The organism is Brevibacillus brevis (assembly GCF_031583145.1).
Lineage (GTDB): Bacteria > Bacillota > Bacilli > Brevibacillales > Brevibacillaceae > Brevibacillus > Brevibacillus brevis_E.
In genome coordinates this window covers 6,079,234-6,099,394 of the sequence record NZ_CP134050.1, presented here as the reverse complement: position 1 = coordinate 6,099,394, position 20,161 = coordinate 6,079,234, and the positions used below count along the sequence as shown (strand labels likewise).

11 protein-coding genes and 1 pseudogene are annotated in these 20,161 nt (G+C 46.3%); 6 read left to right on the top strand and 6 right to left on the bottom strand.

Annotated features, from left to right (window positions below; genetic code table 11):
* Positions 1–190: 190 nt before the first annotated feature.
* Positions 191–2,467 (bottom strand): ATP-binding cassette domain-containing protein, encoded by a 2,277-nt coding sequence (locus RGB73_RS29815; RefSeq protein WP_310767518.1) that lies wholly within the window; start codon positions 2,465–2,467, stop codon positions 191–193.
* Between the two features lie 184 nt (positions 2,468–2,651).
* A complete protein-coding gene (locus tag RGB73_RS29810; protein ID WP_310767514.1) occupies positions 2,652–3,209 on the bottom strand; it encodes a dihydrofolate reductase family protein in 558 nt (185 codons plus the stop codon).
* Between the two features lie 573 nt (positions 3,210–3,782).
* On the opposite strand from RGB73_RS29810, the gene RGB73_RS29805 reads away from it, so the two are divergent.
* On the top strand, positions 3,783–5,171 hold the full coding sequence (locus RGB73_RS29805; RefSeq protein ID WP_310767511.1) for an ATP-binding protein: 1,389 nt from the start codon (positions 3,783–3,785) through the stop codon (positions 5,169–5,171).
* Positions 5,172–5,370: 199 nt separating this feature from the next.
* On the opposite strand, the gene RGB73_RS29800 is transcribed toward RGB73_RS29805, so the two are convergent.
* Positions 5,371–6,414 (bottom strand): zinc-binding alcohol dehydrogenase family protein, encoded by a 1,044-nt coding sequence (locus RGB73_RS29800; protein WP_310767508.1) that lies wholly within the window; start codon positions 6,412–6,414, stop codon positions 5,371–5,373.
* 126 nt (positions 6,415–6,540) lie between these two features.
* On the opposite strand from RGB73_RS29800, the gene RGB73_RS29795 reads away from it, so the two are divergent.
* Positions 6,541–6,918 carry a winged helix-turn-helix transcriptional regulator gene (locus tag RGB73_RS29795; RefSeq protein WP_310767506.1) on the top strand — a complete coding sequence of 126 codons (378 nt, stop codon included), beginning with the start codon at positions 6,541–6,543 and terminating at the stop codon, positions 6,916–6,918.
* A 363-nt stretch (positions 6,919–7,281) separates the two neighbouring features.
* Entirely contained in the window at positions 7,282–8,415 is a 1,134-nt protein-coding gene (locus RGB73_RS29790; RefSeq protein WP_310767504.1) for a response regulator, read from the top strand.
* 17 nt (positions 8,416–8,432) lie between these two features.
* Here RGB73_RS29790 and RGB73_RS29785 read toward each other — a convergent pair whose 3' ends face one another.
* The gene (locus tag RGB73_RS29785) at positions 8,433–11,507 is read right to left on the bottom strand and encodes a hybrid sensor histidine kinase/response regulator (RefSeq protein ID WP_310767502.1); all 3,075 of its coding nucleotides are present in this window, start codon (positions 11,505–11,507) and stop codon (positions 8,433–8,435) included.
* A 471-nt stretch (positions 11,508–11,978) separates the two neighbouring features.
* Between RGB73_RS29785 and RGB73_RS29780 the strand changes: the two genes are divergently transcribed.
* Together RGB73_RS29780 and RGB73_RS29775 are read left to right on the top strand one after the other, a co-directional pair.
* Positions 11,979–13,241, top strand: coding sequence for an Ig-like domain-containing protein (locus RGB73_RS29780; protein WP_310767500.1), 1,263 nt, complete (start codon positions 11,979–11,981; stop codon positions 13,239–13,241).
* Between the two features lie 67 nt (positions 13,242–13,308).
* A complete protein-coding gene (locus RGB73_RS29775; protein WP_310767497.1) occupies positions 13,309–17,292 on the top strand; it encodes an S-layer homology domain-containing protein in 3,984 nt (1,327 codons plus the stop codon).
* Between the two features lie 71 nt (positions 17,293–17,363).
* Here the strand turns inward: RGB73_RS29775 and RGB73_RS29770 are convergent.
* Both RGB73_RS29770 and RGB73_RS29765 read right to left on the bottom strand, forming a co-directional pair.
* A pseudogene (locus RGB73_RS29770) lies at positions 17,364–17,603 on the bottom strand (zinc-binding dehydrogenase); the annotation flags it as partial.
* A gap of 16 nt (positions 17,604–17,619) precedes the next feature.
* Positions 17,620–18,804, bottom strand: a complete 1,185-nt coding sequence (locus RGB73_RS29765) for an ROK family transcriptional regulator (protein WP_310767495.1) — start codon at positions 18,802–18,804, stop codon at positions 17,620–17,622.
* A 204-nt stretch (positions 18,805–19,008) separates the two neighbouring features.
* Between RGB73_RS29765 and xylF the strand changes: the two genes are divergently transcribed.
* Positions 19,009–20,109, top strand: coding sequence for a D-xylose ABC transporter substrate-binding protein (gene xylF, locus RGB73_RS29760; protein ID WP_310767492.1), 1,101 nt, complete (start codon positions 19,009–19,011; stop codon positions 20,107–20,109).
* The last annotated feature ends 52 nt before the right edge of the window (positions 20,110–20,161 follow it).

The following is a 20,161-nucleotide window of genomic DNA, read 5'->3' as shown; positions in this document are numbered from 1 at the left end:
TTACAGACAGCGCGGAGAACCGTAACCATAAGTTACGGCGAAAAAATTTAACGGGATGGAGTGGATGAGCCTATGCCGCTTCCACTTGTACCACTGAAAATTCCAGAGGATTGGACGGTTGTGTGGAATCACTTTACCGAGTCGGAACCCGAGAACTTCATAAATGAAGGGTCCGTTGCAGCGTACCCCGTCAGGAAGACTCTCCCTGGCAGGTTTCTGCCTTGCGCAAATACGCCCCCGTTATCGAATGCTCGGCAGCAGCAAGCTGGACAGGAGTGCCTTCGAATACAATTCGTCCTCCACGGTGACCGCCCTCAGGACCCATGTCAATGATCCAGTCTGCGCTCTTGATTACATCCAGGTTGTGTTCGATGACCACCACCGTGTTGCCCCCGTCGACCAAGCGGTTCATAATGTCCATCAGACGCGAGATATCGGACATATGCAGTCCGGTTGTCGGCTCGTCCATTACATAGAGACTGCCTTCCTTGTGAAGTTCCCCAGCCAGTTCGATGCGTTGGCATTCTCCGCCCGACAAGGTGCTCAGAGGCTGGCCCAGCGTTATGTATCCGAGTCCCACATCCTCAAGCGTCCGCATTTTACGGAGCAGTTCCTTCCCACTGAAGAACGCCGAAGCTTCCCGTACTGTCATCGCGAGTACGTCGCTGATAGATTTTCCGTTCAGTTTATACTGCAGCACTTCATCGCTGAACCGCTTGCCCCCGCATGTTTCACATGTCGTCCTTACCGGCTCGAGAAAGGCCAAATCCGTGTAGATGATTCCAAGACCCTGACAGTTGGAGCAGGCTCCCTTGGAGTTGAAGCTAAACAGGGAAGCGCTCACTTTGTTGGCGGCTGCGAACAGCCGGCGGATCTCATCCATCATCCCCGTATAGGTAGCCGGATTGGAACGGATGGACGTGCCCACGGCCGACTGATCAATGACAATCGCTTCCGGATGCGATGGCAGGAATGCTCCGTTAATCAACGTACTTTTGCCTGAGCCGGCTACTCCCGTTACCACGGTCAGCACACCGACGGGTATATCGACGGTCACATCCTTCAGATTGTGCAGCTTGGCGCCAGCTACGGTCATCCAACCCTTGGGTACCCTCGTTGAAGTTTTCAAGGGCAGACTTTGCTTCAAATATCGTCCTGTCAATGTATCCGCGCGCAGCAAGCCCGCAAAGTCGCCTTCGTAGACGATTTCTCCGCCGCGGGTTCCCGCATGAGGTCCGACATCGATGATGTAATCGGCGATCTCCATGACTTCGCGGTCGTGTTCGACGACGAGCACGGTATTCCCTTTGTCCCGGAGCTTGCGGAGCATGTCGTTCAGACGATGGACATCCCGTGGATGCAGCCCGACACTCGGTTCATCGAAAATGTAGATCATGTCGGTCAGACTGCTGCTCAAATGACGGACCATCTTTATGCGCTGCGACTCCCCGCCCGACAAAGTTGAAGTTTTACGGTCCAGACTCAGATACTCCAGCCCAATAGAGACCAGATGATTTAAACGGGTCAGAATCCCGTCAATCATCGGACCGGCAACCGGATCCCGAATGGCTTCAATCATACGGATTAGCTCGCTAATCTCCATCGCTGCGCATTGGGCAATGTTGTATCCGTTAATCCGGCAGTTCAAGGCCGCTTGATTAAGCCGGCTTCCCCCGCAAAGGGTACACTCGCTATAGGAGAGAAAGCGGTCCAGGGTTTCGCGTTTGGCATCTGACATCTCGCTGCTGTCCCGCTTCAAATACAGGCGGGTGAGCTTGGGCAGCAGACCTTCATAATCCGACTCGATATCGCCGCCCTTGGTACGGTATACGATCTTGCTTTCTTTGCCGTGGAGGAGGGTATCCCATTCTGCCGGCGTATAGTCGGCAAGCCGCTTGTCGTTGTCGAACAAACCGGAATGGGTATACGTATTCAAGTACCAGCTTCCCACTTTAAATACGGGGAACAGGATTGCGCCTTCATTCAGCGACTTGGACCTGTCGAGCAGCTTGTCTATATCAAACTGCACCACCTGTCCGACTCCGGAGCATTCCGGGCACATGCCGGCCGGGTCGTTAAACGAGAAAACATGTGAAGAGCCGACAAACGGCTTGCCAATTCTGGAGAAAAGCAACCGAAGCATGGCATAAATATCCGTGACTGTGCCGACTGTCGAACGGGAGTTTCCGCCGAGTCGTTTCTGGTCGATCACGACCGCCGTGGACAAGTTCTCGATGAGATCGGTATCCGGCTGGCTAAACCGGGGCAGCCGATTGCGGATGAATGCGGTAAATGTCTCATTAAGCTGCCTCTGCGCTTCTGCGCTTACGGTGTCGAAGACCAAGGAGGATTTTCCCGAGCCCGAGACGCCGGTGAAGATTGTGATTTTTCGCTTCGGTATACGGACATTCACGTTTTTCAGGTTATTCTCGCGTGCTCCTTTGATTATGATATCTTCGACGTTCATAGACCCCACCTCGGATTTTCATTTTCTTCGCTTTCACAGTGTAACCAGAGCAACCGGGGCGAACATAAAGTTTTTAGACGAAACCCAATAAATAAAAAAGCGGCGATCGAAGACCAAAAAATAAAGTCGTAGAATTGCCGCTGTTAATATGAAACCAACGATTTTATCATTGGAATGTGCAATATTATTCGTTCCCGTCAAAATGATAAATTAGTTGTACAACGCCTGAGGAGAACGTTCTTGCATGAGCCATTTTTAAATGCAACCTCTTTTTTATGTCCACAAACAGCGGTTTCCCTTCTCCCAAAACAACAGGGTGAACAGATAATCTAAATTCATCCACAAGTCCTAAATTGATAAAAGTTGTAATAAGACTTGCTCCACCATATAGCCAGATGTCTTTGCCAGGCTTATTCTTTAATTTATTTACTTCTTCAAGAATATGATCATTTATGAATATCGCTTTATGATCAGTCCCCTTTTGCGTCCTGGAAAACACATATTTCTCTTTGCTATGGACCAATTCCCAAAATTCTTTTTCAGAATCAGTATGTTCAATTTCCGGAGTAAATTGCCCCCATAAATCATAGCTTTTTCTTCCATATAAAATGGTATCAATTTGATTTAAAAAATGAATAAACCCCATCTCAGAGTCCATAATGCACCAATCAATGTCACCATTTTTCCCTTCAATAAAACCATCTAAAGAAACCGCTAAATCCAAAATTATCCTTCGTTTCATGATTTGTTACTCCTTTCGTTAATCTACCACCCATAATAGACCTCAAACACGTCACCTTATGTCATATTAATAAAAGAGAGGATATCTTTTAAACAATTCTGTCCGTCGGAGCGATTCCCTAAACGCAATAGTAGGATAATCAAAAAAACAGGTATGTCGAAAATAATGATCTAGAGGATACGGTTATTATGACGAGTATTACATGTGGCAAAATGGAAAGGTTGTTTTGGTGAAAACGGAAGATGCTACATTTGAGGGACCCTCCGATACTACGAGGAAAAGCGGTATCCATATTATCGTTTAAGAACAAATAGATGATGTTATGGAAGTGACTAAAGATTATTTCAAAGACTAATGCAACAGGTGACGTTTGCATTCATCAAGGGCACCCGACCGGGTGCCCTAAAAAATTCGCCGCTAGAGTGATACGGCGAACCGTATCACAAGTGAGGGAAAGTTTTTAAATGTTGTTGTTATTTGATCAGGTTAAGGAGGACAAAGTTATTGTATTATTTTGTATTTCTATGTAGAATTATGGAGTGAGACTTTATTCCCAAAAGGTGTGAGATATCAGTGAAATTAAGCCTACCTTCCCGATACGAGAGTTTAGATGAAGCTTATCGCGGTAGATTAATACCTAATAAAAGTCTACTAGCTTTAATTAATAAAGCTACAAAATCAATGATGATTAGTGGTGGGATAAGATTTTTACCGATTTACGGTGAAAGTGGTGCTGGAAAAACATCTGCAGCCCGAGAAATTAGTACGCATATACCGAGTGCACACACATTTGTACTTAATAGAGATGAGATAGAAGTGAGGGAGTCGCTTCTATCTCGGGTAAATCGGGAACGAGTACATAACACTGGAAAACTACTAATTGCGATTATTGATCAATATGAAGAAAACGTTGTAGGAAAGGAAAAGATCCCCACTCAATTTGTTGAGTACTTAAGCCTTCTTGACCGTGGTGAATTAAGTGATACTCCAATAATCTTTGTTTGGCTTACAACAAGTCAGGAATTTCAGAAAATGCTTGTACTTGCTACAAGCCGCAACAAAAGGATACTGTTGAATGAGAGTTTTATGATAACCGGACCAGAAAAGAATGAATGGCCAAAAATAATAGATGAGACTTTTACTTTTCATAATAGTGATATTTCATTGGCCGATTATGAGATCATTGAAGAAGATATCAAGAAAATTAGTTTGGACTGCCATACAATTGGAAGTGCTATGGAGGAAGTTGGTGTACTTCTTGGTGAACGATTAACAGATATTCAAAACTTGTCGGAGTACCAAGTAATATTAATGTGGCCAGTCTCAGATGCTCTTCGCACTCAACGTGTGTTACAATTCTCTAAACCTAGGGAAGGTTATAAATTAAACTGGGAGGCATGGTATAGAGAGTTAAACGCTGAGGACCGCGCTCAACTTCCGTTAAAAGAGTTAAATCGTACTCGGCTTTATTTTGATGTTCGAATAATTCCAATACGAGTTGCTGACCTCCACCGATTATGTAACAATCTTGATAATCCGGAAGGCACTTATGGTGCCTCCTATGTTAGAAGATTTATGAAAACTCATTTTTATCAGGTTGTGGCTGATAACTGGGATGAATATGAATATACTCCGCTTAAGGAGAGGGAGTCTAAACGAGCTGAAGAGGCCAGAGTATGGTATGAGGGTGTAACAACGAAACCCACGCAGCTCGGGAGGAGAATTGCACGAGTCCTTAACACTAGTGGCCTTGATGCCACTCATGAAGTAACGCTTACCTCAGGGCATAGTTCGGTGAGGGCTGATATATTTATCAACCGCCCTGGAACGGCAAAGCCTAAAGTAATAATCGAACTAAAAGCATTTTCGGCTGAAACAACCATGCCCTCATCAATTAAGGATGCAATTAAGGTTACATTGCGGAGACACGCACAATTTGCTGGATTCTTACAAAGACAATGATCTTAGGGCACCCATCGGGGTGCCCATTAAATTGCCGTTACAGACAGCGCGGTGAGCCGTATCATAAAATAGAGCAAGTCTTTTACAAAGTAATACCGTTTGTACAGAAAAAGGCCCCAAACTGGCAAGGGGCCTTTGACTCGTCGATCCACATCACCGCATTTTTGAATCCAACCGCTTCTACTTCATCCTCATAGCATCAGAACTTTTCCAAAACAATCTTTCCAATAGCCCGTCCCGTTTCCAACTTCTCATGCGCGATACGCAGGTTTGCTGCATTGATGGGCTCCAGCCGCTTAGTCAGTGTCGTTTTTATTTTTCCATCATCGATTAAGTCCGCCAGTTCATTCAGCAATTCGTGTTGTTTGATCATGTCTTTGGTATGAAACAGGGACCGCGTAAACATGAACTCCCATGCAAACGTGACACTTTTGGAAAACAGCAAGTCCATTTTCAAGCTCCCTGCCCAGGTGGCCTTATTGGTAGGCACGATCGAGCAAATTTTACCTTGGGGGGCAATGACTTCTGCCATATTTTCAAGATGCTGAACGGTATCGTTCAAGCAAAAGATATAATCGACGGTGTCGATACCAGCTTCCTTGAGCTGGGGGAGAAAAGGATTGTTGTGGTTTATGGTAAAATCCGCACCTAGACTCTCGACCCATTGAATTGACTCCGGACGCGAAGCAGTACCGATGACAGTCAAACCTGCCAATTTGGCCAGCTGAATGGCGATCGATCCTACTCCTCCAGCTGCGCCGATAATCAGTATGATTTTGTTTTCATTTTCGTGTAAGCCGATCCCCAAACGATCAAAAAGGCCCTCCCATGCCGTTATCGAGGTGAGCGGCAATGCGGCGGCGGCAGCGAAATCGAGACTTCTTGGCATATGTCCCGCAATTCGTTCATCGACCAGGTGAAATTCACTGTTGCTGCCTGGTCGAGACACCGATCCCGCATAATAGATCTTGTCCCCGGGTTTAAACAATTGGCAGTCAGGACCAACCTGTTCGACGATCCCGGCGGCATCCCACCCGAGAATTTTCGGTGATTCGGCTTCGTAGTTATGCTTTTCGCGAACGCCTACGTCGGCAGGGTTGACCGAGATGGCTTTTACACGTACCAGCAAATCGCGGCCGGTTGGTTCCGGTATATCCAAATGAAGATCGATGAGGCTTTCCGGATTGGTTATGGGGAGGTATCGGTAAGCACCGACTGCTTTCATCTTTTGGTGAGTATTCATGGGGATCCATCCTCTCAAATTGGAAATGTTGTATAGCTGCATTGTAAATCGATTCGATTACTTTAAGTAAGTACGCATATTTTTATGGTATAGTATGAAAAACCAAACCATTGGGAGGATAGGCTGATGGGGGACCGAAGAAACAAATACGGAGTGAGTCCGGATATGCAGGCATGTCCAGTGGAAACAACGCTGGATGTGATTGGCGGAAAGTGGAAGGGGATCATTCTTTATCAGCTCTTGGACGGTACGAAGAGATTCAATGAATTCAGGCGCCTTAATCCGGGAATCACGCAGTTTATGCTCACCTTGCAGCTCCGAGAGCTTGAGCGGGATGGCATCATTCATCGCGAAGTTTATAAAGAGGTTCCGCCAAGAGTGGAGTACTCCCTTACTGATTTCGGCAGGACGTTGGAACCGGTCATAATGGCCATGAAAGCATGGGGGGAGTCTTACAAAGTGCGGCTTGATGAAAATCGAACGATACAGGGGGAGAAGGGGTAAAGGTAGATTGGATAACAAGCCAGGCGGTGGGTACAAGGCAACATCAATGCATGTTTTATCATTCAGAGGCCATCCGACAAAGGATGGCCTTCATCACTTGCCGTTATAGACAGGAGCCTACTCATAACGGACGGTTAACAATCCAAAACCGGGACCGTTCTGTTGAATAGTAACTTAAGAAGTGGAGTGGGAATGTTTGAATATAGGTTCAGAGAGGGAATAAATAGGGTAATCTTTATTGAAAATCCAGAATTATAGTAGGATATACTCTAGTCTGTTTGATCAATTTACCATAATGTATTTTAAAACGGATATATTTTTTGATATATATGTATAAAATAGCATGATACGTAAGGGGACATCATGAGAGCGATCTTAATCGACGATGAAGAGTTGGCATTAAACTATTTGGAGCATCAGTTATTAACAATCGGGAATATCCACGTTATTGGTAAATTTACGGACCCGGCGATGGGGAAACAAGCGGTTGAAAAAAATGATGTCGATATTGTTTTTTTGGATATTCAAATACCCAAGCTGAACGGAATCGAGTTGGCCGAACAGCTTCTGCAAATGAAACCTCACTTACATATTGTATTCGTAACCGCATATGAGAGATATGCGATTAAAGCATTTGAGCTAAACGCCCTTGACTATGTCTTAAAGCCGGTTGGCAAGCAACGTCTGCGAAATACCGTTCAACGAATTCAATCCAGGACGGACGAACATGCTGCTTTCCCTTTTCCAAAAACGGAGAAATTGCAAATGAATTTGTTTCAACAGGTAACGATTTTAGCCGAAGAGCAGCAAATCATACCGCTTCGTTGGCGAACGGCGAAGGTGCAGCAATTGTTCCTATATTTGGTTCAGCACAGGGGGACGGCTGTCAATAAAACGGCAATCATTGAGTTACTTTGGCCGGAGCTTGAACCGGACAATGCTCTTCATCAATTGTATACAGCGGTCTATTATATACGCAAAACCTTGGCGCCTTTTGGCGAGTGTTTTCAAATTAGCAATACTTCGGAAGGCTATTTGTTAAAACTGGAACAAATCAGCCTGGATGTGGACAAGTTTGAGCAGTTTTATCGATCGGGCTTATTATTGTCTGCAGAGACGATTGGCGAATATGAAGCAGCCATAGGGCTGTGTAAAGGAGATTATTTGCAGGAGCATAATTACGTATGGGCAGAAAGTGAGCGGCAAAGATTGCAGCTGCAATGGGTGCAAACCGCTTTGAAGATGGTGGATTGGTACTACACAAATGATAAATGGGACAAAGCCATGACGTTATGTTTGGACATTTGTCATCGTTACCCGTTAGAGGAAGAAGCCTATTTTTACCTGATGAAAGTCTATGATGTCATGGGCAGGCACTCATTGGTTCACAAGCAGTATGATCAATTAAAAAAAGTGTTACAGAAAGAACTGCAGGTGCAGCCTAATCCTTCTATCACGGAGTGGTTTGATCTTTGGAAGCAGAAAAATAAGGAATAAACCATGTAGTTTATTCCTTATTTCGGGATTCGGAATGTGACCGTTGTACCTTGTTCGGGTGTGCTGGCAATCGTTAATCCCCGGCTATAAAGCTGCTTCAGTCGCCGATCGATATTTCGCAGACCTACGCTTGCTCTTTTCTTCGCATGACCAGTTCGGTAGAAAAGCTGATTCAGATCGTCCTCTGTCATCCCTTCTCCATTGTCCTGAATGGAAACTTCGCTGTACTCCCCTTTGTCAGTTATGTGAATCCAGATGGTTCCCCCACTTGTACGTTTCATTAAACCGTGTTTGACCGCATTTTCGACAAGCGGTTGTATGGATAAGGGCGGTAGGCAAAAATCGAGATCAGGGTCCAGATTCCATTCCACCTGCAAACGATCGCCAAATCGCTGCTTCTCAATATATAAGTAAGAGCGGACAAGGGCAAGCTCATCGTCAAGAGGAACAACGGGCTCAGCATTATGAAAGTCAAAGCTCAAACGCAAATAGTTGCTAAACTCCTCAAGCAGTTCCTGCATTTTCGTGAAGTCCTCGAGTCCCAAGGCGGCAATTGAATTTAAGGTGTTAAATAGAAAATGAGGCTGGATTTGCGATTGCAGCCATGCTCCTTCCATACGCAAGCGTTCGTCGAAGGATATTTTTAACTCGGTTAATGCTTTTACCCTGGCCTTTAATTCCCAAGCATCGACGGGTTTCTTGACATAGTCGTTCGCTCCTGCCTGAAAGCCGGCCACAATATCCTGGGAACGGCTTCGCGCGGTCAAAAGCAGGACAGGCAGTTCCAAAACAGAGAATCGTTCCCGGATGATACTTGTTAATTCATAGCCGGATACGTGAGGCATCATGACGTCCGAGATGACCAAATCTACCGGTTTGTGTTCCAGTATGGACAGGGCTTGCTGAGCGCTGGTTGCCGTGCTTACTTCATATTGGTCTGATTCAAGCATCTTGCCAAGGATGTTCAGGTTAATACTGTCGTCGTCCACAACGATAATTTTTGCTTTTCTATTTACGGCAGAAACCGTGTCTGTCGATGATTGAATTCGATCAGCAGTTGCTGCAGCCAATTCTAGTGAAGTCTGCATCATTGTTTGAGCGCTGCTCTCTTCTATTGGCGCGGAATCTGTAGCGAGCGGGAGTGTAAAAGTAAAGACAGAGCCTTTGCCCGGAGTAGACTGAACCGTTAGAGTCCCGCCGTGAAGCTCAACCAACTGCTTGGAAATGTGTAAGCCAAGCCCGAATCCGCCACTCGCTCGTATTGAATTCCGCTCCGCTTGTTCGTAAGGCTGAAAAATGGTTTGCAGAGCCTTCTCCTCGATCCCGACCCCGGTATCCTCCACCTGGATATAAGCAAATCCGTTAGCAGTTGCCGCACGAATCGTGATGGTTCCTTCGTCTGTAAATTTAATGGCATTATGCACCAGGTTGAAAAGAATTTGAATCAGCCGGTTTTCATCTCCCCAAACAGAAGGAAACGAATCGTCGATTTCGACGGTCAATGCGATCGGCTTTCCGTCCAGCATCAGTCTCGCCATATCGAACACACCAGCGAAGATGGACGCGAGGGATATTTTTTTCTGATGCAGGCGAATCGTGTTCTCCTTCAATCGGGTCACATCCAGCAAATCATCCAGCATGAGCGTCAAACGTTTGCTGACATGCAGGAGAATATCCAGACGCTTTTTGTGTTCTTCATGAAGGGGGGAGTTTGTATCCTCGATAATCGCTTGTGTGATATTGATGATGCCGTGCAAAGGATTTCTCAATTCGTGAGAAGTATTCACCAAAAATTCATCCTTGCGTTTATCCTCTTGCTGTAATTTCTCGGCTAGTTGTTTCGTCTCGGTCGTTGCCCGGAAAAACCGTCGGAACCAATAGGCCGCAAAGGAAAGGACGGCAAAGATCAGGTTGAAAGGATAATGAATAAATTCCAGCGAGAGTATGGCATAAACAATCGTCCAGACCACATTGACCCCAACAAACAAGCAAGCTAACAGGAGAAAAATAATGTCTTCCTTGTCCCGAATGGCTTTCCACAGGATGTAGACGGAGAGGATGACTGATAAGAGCATCACGACAGAGAGCATTCTGCTCATAGCCAAGATCGTTCCAGCAGGTACGAGGAGAATGAACATGGCGTACAGACTGCACAAGCCACCGTAACCTCGTAAAATTCTTTTGTTCAGATAAGCAGGAAACAGGTGATGTAACAAGGGAGGGATGAAGGCGACCGCACCAACATAGACGAGATACGTCATTTTTACTGTCCAGTCATAATCCAGCTTCAGCCAGACAAACAATAACTTGTCATCCGCGGTCAATACAACAAAGATTCCACAAATCATGACCAAAGAGAAATAGGCCAAGCCTTTATTTCTGGAACCCAAAAAGTACAGGAGCAAGGCATATACACCATGGATCAGAAACACGACAAGCAGCAACATCTGCAAACTGATGGAGAGGATCATCCGCAGCTGCACAGCTTCTATCGTGCCGAAGCGAATAGGTTTTGTGATTCCTCCTGCTCCGGCATCATTGGAAACATGGATAAGCAGCTCCACTTGGCCTTGTTCTGGCGTCAGTTTGACTGTATAGGGAATATTGCGTGCTTGATGCTCGATGACACTGGTTGCCGGTTGTCCCGCCTGGGCGACGAGCTGCCCATTGGCATAGACGGCCGATGCAGTTCGAAGCTCATTGATCCTGAAACCAAGTGTCTGTTTGTGGTTTGGATCAAGCAGGATACGTAGTCGATACGTGCCGAAGCGGAAGGAGTCCGGTGTGCCTTGCTCATGAACAAACGCCTCATCCCACCGATTGGGCACTTGGATGTATGCATGTTCCCCGGGTTTCTTCAGGCCGTTTCCCTCTATGAACTGAGAAGGGAAGAACTCCCACTCCCCATCCAACCGTAATGTTTGGTACTCCGAGAATTTCCACCCGCGTAAATCTAGCACGCCTTTTACAGCCACCGGTTTTTCAGCGTAATCAAAGGTGGTCAGGAAATTCATCCAGAGTAAGCGAACAGCTGTTACGATTAGCAGGGCAACAACGATCATTTTCGTCCATTTCCAGGTGACTGTTTTCATTTCATCTAATAACCTCAATTAGTAATAGTAAGGAACCTCTTAAGCCCCCCAAGTGTATGTAAGTCATGCCCCTTCCATTCTTAGCCGTTCCACAGATGAAGATTAGGCTGGCAATAAGCAATACTTGTCTATGTTTGGGACAGTTCCATTTTTTCCATAAAGTATACATTTCTACAAGATGTTCAGGACACCTCTTAAAAAGAATCGAGAAGGTTTTTGCTGTTTATATTTATGAGCAAAGTTGTGGAGTTTTTGTAGAGGTTCCCCTGTTAAGATGACATATTGGGAGAAGTCTAATAAAAATAGATAGTTTAACAAAATATCCATATGCCGGAAGGGGAGGAAGAAGGGGCAATAAAAACGTTTGAAGCGAAAAGAATTGGTGGAATCGTCTGCTTGTGTACTTATCTTCGTTAAGTTCAATATTGATGATTTCTGCCAGTATCAAATCTCAGAAAGGAATGGATCTACTTGCTGAATGACATTAATTGGCGAAAAATTGGGATGATGTTCCTGATTCTTTCTATTGTCTTCACGGGAGTAAGCTTTGGAACTCCTGTTAGCTATGCTGCTTCTTCGGAAGTTTATGTAGCGAGTAATGGCAGTGACACTTCAGGTGATGGAACCAAAGAGAACCCTTATGCTACCTTGTACACGGCCTATCAAAACGATAATAGCGGGGGAACGATATACGTCCTGGACAACATCAAAACATTGTCCGATACCAACAAAAAATACAATCTGAACAAGATTTTTACGATTACTACGGCTCCCGGCGTTACGGAAACTGCCGTGATTGAGCGAAACCAGGCTGGAAACGGCACGCTTTTTGATCTAAATACGGGCCAGCTTACCTTAAAAAACATTATCATTGACGGCACCTACCAAGGGGGAGCATTGGCCCAAGGTAGAATCATTAACGTCTATGATGCACAACTGAACATTGAAGAAGGGACTGTTTTACGCAACAGTTATTCCCCATTTGTAGGAAGCGCAATCTATCTCGGTCAGGGTTCAGCAGTCCTGAAAATGACTGGCGGAGAAATTACAGGCAATAAGGGAGAAAAAAATCAGAGTAATGCTATGGGTGCGGTCTATATAGGTTCCGGTAGTAAATTCCTGCTGACCGGTGGCCGAATCACCAACAACATCGGCGGAGGAGTAGATCTCGTTTCGGGGACATTCGATCTTTCCGGCAATGCGACTGTCATGGGTAATACAGATTGGGGCCAACAAAAGGCACTGAATGTGTTCCTGCAGGGCAAGACGAATCTTACCCTAAGCGGTGAGTTTAGCGGGAAGGCAGGTATTACCGCGCAGAGTCGCATGGCTGCCGGAGGCATATTTGGACAAGCAGCCACAGGCGATTTGGCGTCGCTGGAGAATCTGATTGCCGACGACAGTTCGCTTTATGCCATTTACGGTGCAAGCAATGAGTTGTTGTGGAAAGCGCCACCGACGGTAATGATTGAACAACCAGCAGGCGATAAAGTGTTCAATTCGAAGCCAATGTTCGAAGGAACCTCAACAGCTGGGTCTACGATTACAGTTGAGATTAAAGACAAGGCTGGTAATGTAGTTGATACTCCGACGGTGACAGTTGATGCAGATGGCAAGTGGACATTTACACCAACGAATGACCTAACAGATGGTGAATACACGGTTGCGGTAACAGCGACAATAGACGGCAAATCTACTAAAGCAGAAAAGGTAATTACTATAGTAGACGAATGATCCAGCCGCAACGCAAGAACAGGTAAACGCAGCGCTGACTGCATTGAATCATGCGTACGATGGTTTGGTGAAAGATTCATCGGCAGTTTATGTATCCAGTAGTGGCAATGACGCCACAGGTGATGGGACACGAGGTAACCCTTATGCTACATTGACAGAGGCCCATGCAAAAGTTAATGAGGGGGGAACGATATATCTCCTGGACGATATTACGTTGACAGGTGTTGGAATTAATAAGTATATTACGATTACTACTGCCCCTGGTGTCGAAGAAACCGCGGTGATAAAGCGCGGCCAGCCAAGCGGTGCAATAGAAACGCTAATTGGTCTAACTCAAAAAGGACAGTTAACATTAAAAAATATTATCATTGACGGCGGCTTCAACAATCAATCGATCAATGGAAGATTAATTAATGTCTATGAAGGATCAAAACTGATCATTGAAGAAGGAACTGTTTTACGAAACAGTAATTCCCAATATCATGGAAGTGCGATCCAAATTAGGGACAACGGCTCGGTTGTAGAAATGAAAGGTGGCGAAATTAGAGGCAATAGTAACTCGCAAGGTGCGGCGGTCTTGGTTGATACTGGAACACAATTTATTATGACCGGTGGACTCATCACGGACAATATTGGCGGAGGAGTTCAGTCCCGTGGTGGTCAGATCTTTCTTTCGGGTGAAGCATATATCACAGGAAATACATTTGCCGGAAAAGTGGTAAACGTTAACTTGGCAAACAATAAAACGCTAACTCTAAACGGTGTGTTTACTGGAGAAGCAGGTATTACCACGCAGAATATGGCACCGGGGACGCAGTTTGGACAAGCAACAGAAGAAAGTTTGGGTAGTATCGAGAATCTGATTGCAGACTCCGGCGCTCTTCTTGCAAGTTATGATCAAAATAATGTTTTGGTATGGCGATTAGTCAAGAATGAATTGAGCCAACCGAGTACCGATGGTGAGATTACGGGGACACGTCCGACGCTGATTGGTGAAACAGAACCTTTGGCGAAAGTAACGATTAAGATCGTAAGTGCAGCAGATTCGTCTCTCCTCATCAATGAGGAGAGAGTCGCCGACGAGAACGGAAAATGGGAGCTTCCAATTGTTGATGCCCTGAATACAGGTGCATATACGATCGATGTTACAGCCAATAAAAATAAAACACAGTCGGATACTGTGACTAGACAATTTACTGTAGTAGACAAATCCGCACTGCAAACCAGAACGGACCAAATTAAATCCGAAAACCTCGTAGCTGAGGACTACACGCCTGACAGCTGGGAAGCACTGCAACAGGCATTGCAACAAGCAGATACCGTGTTGAAAGATCCAGCTGCGACGCAGGAACAGGTAAACGCAGCGCTGACTGCACTGAATAATGCGTACGATGGTTTGCAGCCAAATTCATCAGCGGTAGACAAAACCAAGCTGCAAGCAAAAGTGAATGAAATCGAAGCCGAGCATCTCGCGGCTGATGATTACACAACTGACAGCTGGGAAGCACTGCAACAGGCATTGCAACATGCAGATACGGTGTTGAAGGATCCAGCCGCAACGCAAGAGCAGGTAAACGCAGCGCTGACTGCACTGAATAATGCGTACGATGGTTTGCAGCCAGTTCCATCGGCGGTAGACAAAACCAAGCTGCAGGCCAAAGTGAATGAAATCGAAGCCGAGCATCTCGCGGCTGATGATTACACAACTGACAGCTGGGAAGCACTGCAACAGGCATTGCAACATGCAGATACGGTGTTGAAGGATCCAGCCGCAACGCAAGAACAAGTAAACGCAGCGCTGACTGCACTGAATAATGCGTACGATGGTTTGCAGCCAGTTCCATCGGCGGTAGACAAAACCAAGCTGCAAGCCAAAGTGAATGAAATCGAAGCCGAGCATCTCGCGGCTGATGATTACACAACTGACAGCTGGGAAGCACTGCAACAGGCATTGCAATATGCAGATACGGTGTTGAAAGATCCAGCCGCAACGCAAGAACAGGTAAACGCAGCGCTGACTGCACTGAATAATGCGTACGATGGTTTGCAGCCAGTTCCATCGGCGGTAGACAAAACCAAGCTGCAAGCCAAAGTGAATGAAATTGAAGCCGAGCATCTCGCGGCTGATAACTACACAACTGACAGCTGGGAAGCACTGCAACAAGCATTGCAACATGCAGATACGGTGTTGAAAGATCCAGCCGCAACGCAAGAACAGGTAAACGCAGCGCTGACTGCACTGAATAATGCGTACGATGGTTTGCAGCCAGTTCCATCGGCGGTAGACAAAACCAAGCTGCAAGCCAAAGTGAATGAAATTGAAGCCGAGCATCTCGTGGCTGATGATTACACAACTGACAGCTGGGAAGCACTGCAACAGGCATTGCAACATGCAGATACGGTGTTGAAGGATCCAGCCGCAACGCAAGAACAGGTAAACGCAGCACTGACTGCACTGAATAATGCGTACGATGGTTTGCAGCCAGTTCCATCGTCGGTAGACAAATCCAAGCTGCAGGCCAAAACGGAGCAAATCAAGTCCGAGAACCTGAAGGCGGAAGATTACACAAGTACAAGCTGGACAGAGCTGCAACAGGCATTGCAAAAAGCGGAGACAGTATTGGCTGATCCAAATGCAACGCAGCAAGAAGTAAACGAAGCGCTCTCGTCATTGACAAAGGCAAGAGACGGTTTGAAAAAACCAGGACAGCCTACGCCTGCAGTCGACAAATCCAAGCTGCAAGCGAAAACGGAGCAAATCAAGTCCGAGGATCTGAAAGCGGAAGATTATACAAGCGAAAGCTGGGCAGAACTGCAAAACGCCTTGCAAAAAGCCAAAACAGTATTGGCCGATCCGTACGCAACGCAACAAGAAGTAGACAAGGCCCTGACTGCATTGGTGACAGCTTACGAAGGCTTGGACAAGGTATCGACGGAAGTAGATAAATCCAAGCTGCGAGCGAAAACGGAGCAAATCCAATCCGAGAATCTTTCGGGTGAAGATTACACAAGCGAAAGCTGGGAAGAGCTGCAAAATGCCTTGCGAAAAGCGGCTGAGGTTCTGGCTGATCGGCATGCAACTCAACAAGAAGTAGACGAAGCACTCTCGGCATTGACAAAGGCCAGAGCAGGTTTGAAAAAACCAGGCGAGCCTGCAGTCGACAAATCGGATCTTCAAGCAAAAGCAGATGAAATCGATGATGAAGATTTGGATGAAGACGACTATACAGCTTCAAGTTGGAGAAAACTCGAAAAAGCATTGAAGCGAGCAAAAGAAGTACTGGAAGATCCTGATGCGACACAAGACGAGGTAGACGAAGCGCTGGCTGAGCTTAAAAAAGCCAGAAGAGGTCTGGAATCTGTCGATAAACGAGACAGAGATCGGGAAAAAGACCGGGAAAGTGCTGATCATGTACAAAACCCGATCTTTACTGGAGGCGGCTCAAGTCATGTAGAACCAAAACCAAGCGAGCCGGCAAAAGAAGAAAGCGGCCAAACAGGCTACATGAACGGCTATCCAACCGGAAACTTCGATCCGAACCGCCAAGTGACCCGTGCAGAAATGGCCACGATCCTGGTAAACACAGGAATGGTAAACCCGGAAACATCCGCAAGCGGAACGTTCTTTGACGTAGCAGATCTTCATTGGGCGGCGAATGCCATTAAACGCGCAAACGAAGCCGGTCTGATGAACGGATACGCGAATGGCACGTTTAATCCGGAAGGCGGAATCACGCGCGCGGAAATGGCAACCATTGTGTACAAATATCTGGGGTTAAGCGGTGACGACATGCCGAACAACTTCTACGATGTACCAGCAGATCACTGGGCCTCTCAAATCATCGCGGCAGTAAGCAAAGAAGGCTACATGGCAGGCTACCCAGATGGTACATTCCATCCACAAAAAACATTGACCCGAGCAGAAACGGTCACCATCATTAATCGATTGACGAACAAGATTCAGTTAAGTCCGGTAAAAGGACAAAGCTGGCCGGATGTGCCTCCTACTCATTGGGCGTACAAAGACATTGAAGCAGCAACCAAAAAGTAAAGGGAACATTCTTTCCTAATCAAAAAGACCGGAGTGCATATTTATATGCTTCTCCGGTCTTTTTCAATGGATCAGAAGTTTTCCAAAACAATTTTTCCAATAGCCCGTCCCGTTTCCAACTTCTCATGCGCGAAACGAAGGTTTGCTGCATTGATGGGCTCCAGCCGCTCAGTCAGTGTCGTTTTTATTTTCCCATCATCGATTAAGTCCGCCAGTTCATTCAGCAATTCGTGTTGTTTGATCATGTCTTTGGTATGAAACAAGGACCGCGTAAACATGAACTCCCATGCAAACGTGACACTTTTGGAAAACTACAAGGGGCCATATTCAGAGAGTGATCCGCGTACTGGCAAAAAAATCGTCGATGGCAAATGAGATTGTTCCGAGCACAGTGGAGTACATATTCAAGTTAGAAAACTGAATGCGCAGCTGTTTGCGATGAAATCGCATCGAGCGGCTTTCGACCACTCGCTTGATCGGATTCATGAGCCATTTTTCCGCAGAAGTCAGCTTGTTGCCAATCACGATCAACTCGGGGTTGAATGTGTTGATGATCGTCGTCAATCCGAGTCCGATGTATTCGCCCACTTGATTGAACAATTGAATCACATCCGTGTTTCCGGTGTCAGCCAGCATCACAAGATGGGAAAGGGTTACTTCCTTTTCATCGGGCGCCGGAGGAATGGACAAGGTTTTCGCCTGTTCCAGCAAGGCATTTTCAGAGGCGTACAGCTCCCAACATCCCCGATTTCCGCAAAGGCATTTTTTTCCGTTTGCTTCGATCGTAATGTGTCCCATTTCACCGGAGAAGCCGTTGTAGCCTTTATACAGCTCGTTATTAATGATGATGCCCGTTCCAATCCCGATGCCCACACTTACGTAGACGAAGTGGGAGACATCTTTGCCGGCCCCAAATATTTTCTCGCCGAACGCCCCTGCTTTCGCTTCGTTGTTGATGGTGACGGGCAAACGGAAATGGTTTTCAATGATTCCCTTCAGATCGACATTTTCCCAGCCCAGATTGGGAGCAAACAAAATTTTCCCCGTATCGTCCACGATTCCAGGTACGGCAATGCCAATGCCGATAATGCCATAATTACTGGAGGGAGCTTGGTCAATCAACGATTGGATCGTTTTTTTGAGAAAATCGACAATCTCCTCGAAAGGCAGATCGGTAATCGTGAGCATGGTTTCATGTATGATATTTCCCTTCAAATCGGAAAGGACCGCAAGCAAATAGTTGACGCCAATATCTATGCCGATAGCATAGCCAGCCGTATTGTTAAACAGCAGCATGAGCGGTCTGCGTCCGCCCTGTGATTGTCCCAACCCGATCTCGTATACGAAGTTTTCCTGAATAAGTTCATTTACAAGGGAGGAAACCGTTGATTTGTTAAGGCCGGTCGTCTCGGATATCTGAATCCTTGAAATAGGGGATTTCTTCTTGATGGTTTCCAATACGATAGATTTGTTGATCTTTTTCACCAGAAATTGATCGCCCGTCTGAATCATCACTCTCACCACTTTGTTTATTGGATATACAAATTATACTGGAAGCACATACAAAAAACACGCTATTTTTCAATATAGGAAGGTAGGAAAAGTTCAACAGGGAAAACAAAGGGGTAAAATTTTGTTAGTTTGTCGATTGAACAAAGTAATGGCCGGTGGTATGATAGGGATACAAATCGGAAAAATCAAAAAAGGGGTATGGTTATGAAGAAAAGGCGCCATCTGGTTTCAAGTGTAATGAGTCTTTTTCTATTGGCCACTGTTGCAGCGGGCTGCGGTCAAGATGTGAAACCGCAATCTGAAAGCGCTCCCACGCAAGGAAGTTCTCAGCAAGCGGGATCCGGTACGCTCAAAATTGGTCTGTCCATTGATGACTTGCGTCTGGAGCGCTGGCAGCATGATCGGGACATTTTTATCGAAAAGGCGAAGGAATTGGGAGCAGAAGTGGATGTGCAGTCTGCAAACGGTGACGATGCTACGCAGCTCGCTCACGTGGAAAACATGCTTTCCAAAGGCGTTGATGTAATCGTTATCATTCCTCACAACTCGGAAGCGATGGCGGCAGCTGTGGATGCCGCAAGTAAAGAGAACGTTCCTGTGCTGGCGTATGACCGTCTCATCACCAACTCCGATGTATCTGCCTATGTCACCTTCGACAATGTACGGGTAGGCGAAATGCAGGCAGAATATTTGACCAAGCAGGTGCCGAAAGGGAATTACTTCCTGTTGGGCGGATCGCCGACAGACAATAATGCCAAGCTATTCCGCCAGGGGCAAATGAACATTATCAAACCGTTGGTTGACAAGGGTGATATTGCCATTGTCGGCGACCAATGGGCAAAAGACTGGCAGGCGGACGCTGCCATGCAAATTGTTGAAAACGCTCTTACTTCCACCCAAAACAAGATCGACGCTGTCGTCGCTTCCAACGACAGTACTGCGGGAGGCGCTATTCAGGCGCTGGCAGCTCAAGGTTTGGCAGGCAAGGTAGCTGTTTCAGGTCAGGATGCAGATTTGGCAGCCGTTCAACGGATTGTGGAAGGAAAACAGTCGATGACCGTGTACAAGCCGATTAAAGCGATCGCGACCAAAGCGGCCGAAATGGCTGTTCAATTGGCCAAAGGGGAAAAGCTTGAGGCGACGACCAAGATGAATAACGGCAAAGTGGATGTTCCGACAGTATTGCTCGATCCGATTCAGGTCGACAAGGACAACATCATGGACACGATCATCAAGGACAGCTTCCACAAGTATGAGGACGTGTACAAAAACGTTCCGGAAGACCAGCGTCCGAAGCGACAGTAAAGCGGCGGGAAGGGGAGCGGGGCTCCCCTTCTTCCCACACATGGGGTGATGG

Coding starts and splice junctions, on each gene's coding strand:
- RGB73_RS29815 (WP_310767518.1), bottom strand. CDS start 2,467: ATGAACGTCGAAGATATCATAATCAAAGGAGCACGCGAGAATAACCTG.
- RGB73_RS29790 (WP_310767504.1), top strand. CDS start 7,282: ATGAGAGCGATCTTAATCGACGATGAAGAGTTGGCATTAAACTATTTG.
- RGB73_RS29785 (WP_310767502.1), bottom strand. CDS start 11,507: ATGAAAACAGTCACCTGGAAATGGACGAAAATGATCGTTGTTGCCCTG.
- RGB73_RS29810 (WP_310767514.1), bottom strand. CDS start 3,209: ATGAAACGAAGGATAATTTTGGATTTAGCGGTTTCTTTAGATGGTTTT.
- xylF (WP_310767492.1), top strand. CDS start 19,009: ATGAAGAAAAGGCGCCATCTGGTTTCAAGTGTAATGAGTCTTTTTCTA.
- RGB73_RS29795 (WP_310767506.1), top strand. CDS start 6,541: ATGGGGGACCGAAGAAACAAATACGGAGTGAGTCCGGATATGCAGGCA.
- RGB73_RS29800 (WP_310767508.1), bottom strand. CDS start 6,414: ATGAATACTCACCAAAAGATGAAAGCAGTCGGTGCTTACCGATACCTC.
- RGB73_RS29765 (WP_310767495.1), bottom strand. CDS start 18,804: ATGATTCAGACGGGCGATCAATTTCTGGTGAAAAAGATCAACAAATCT.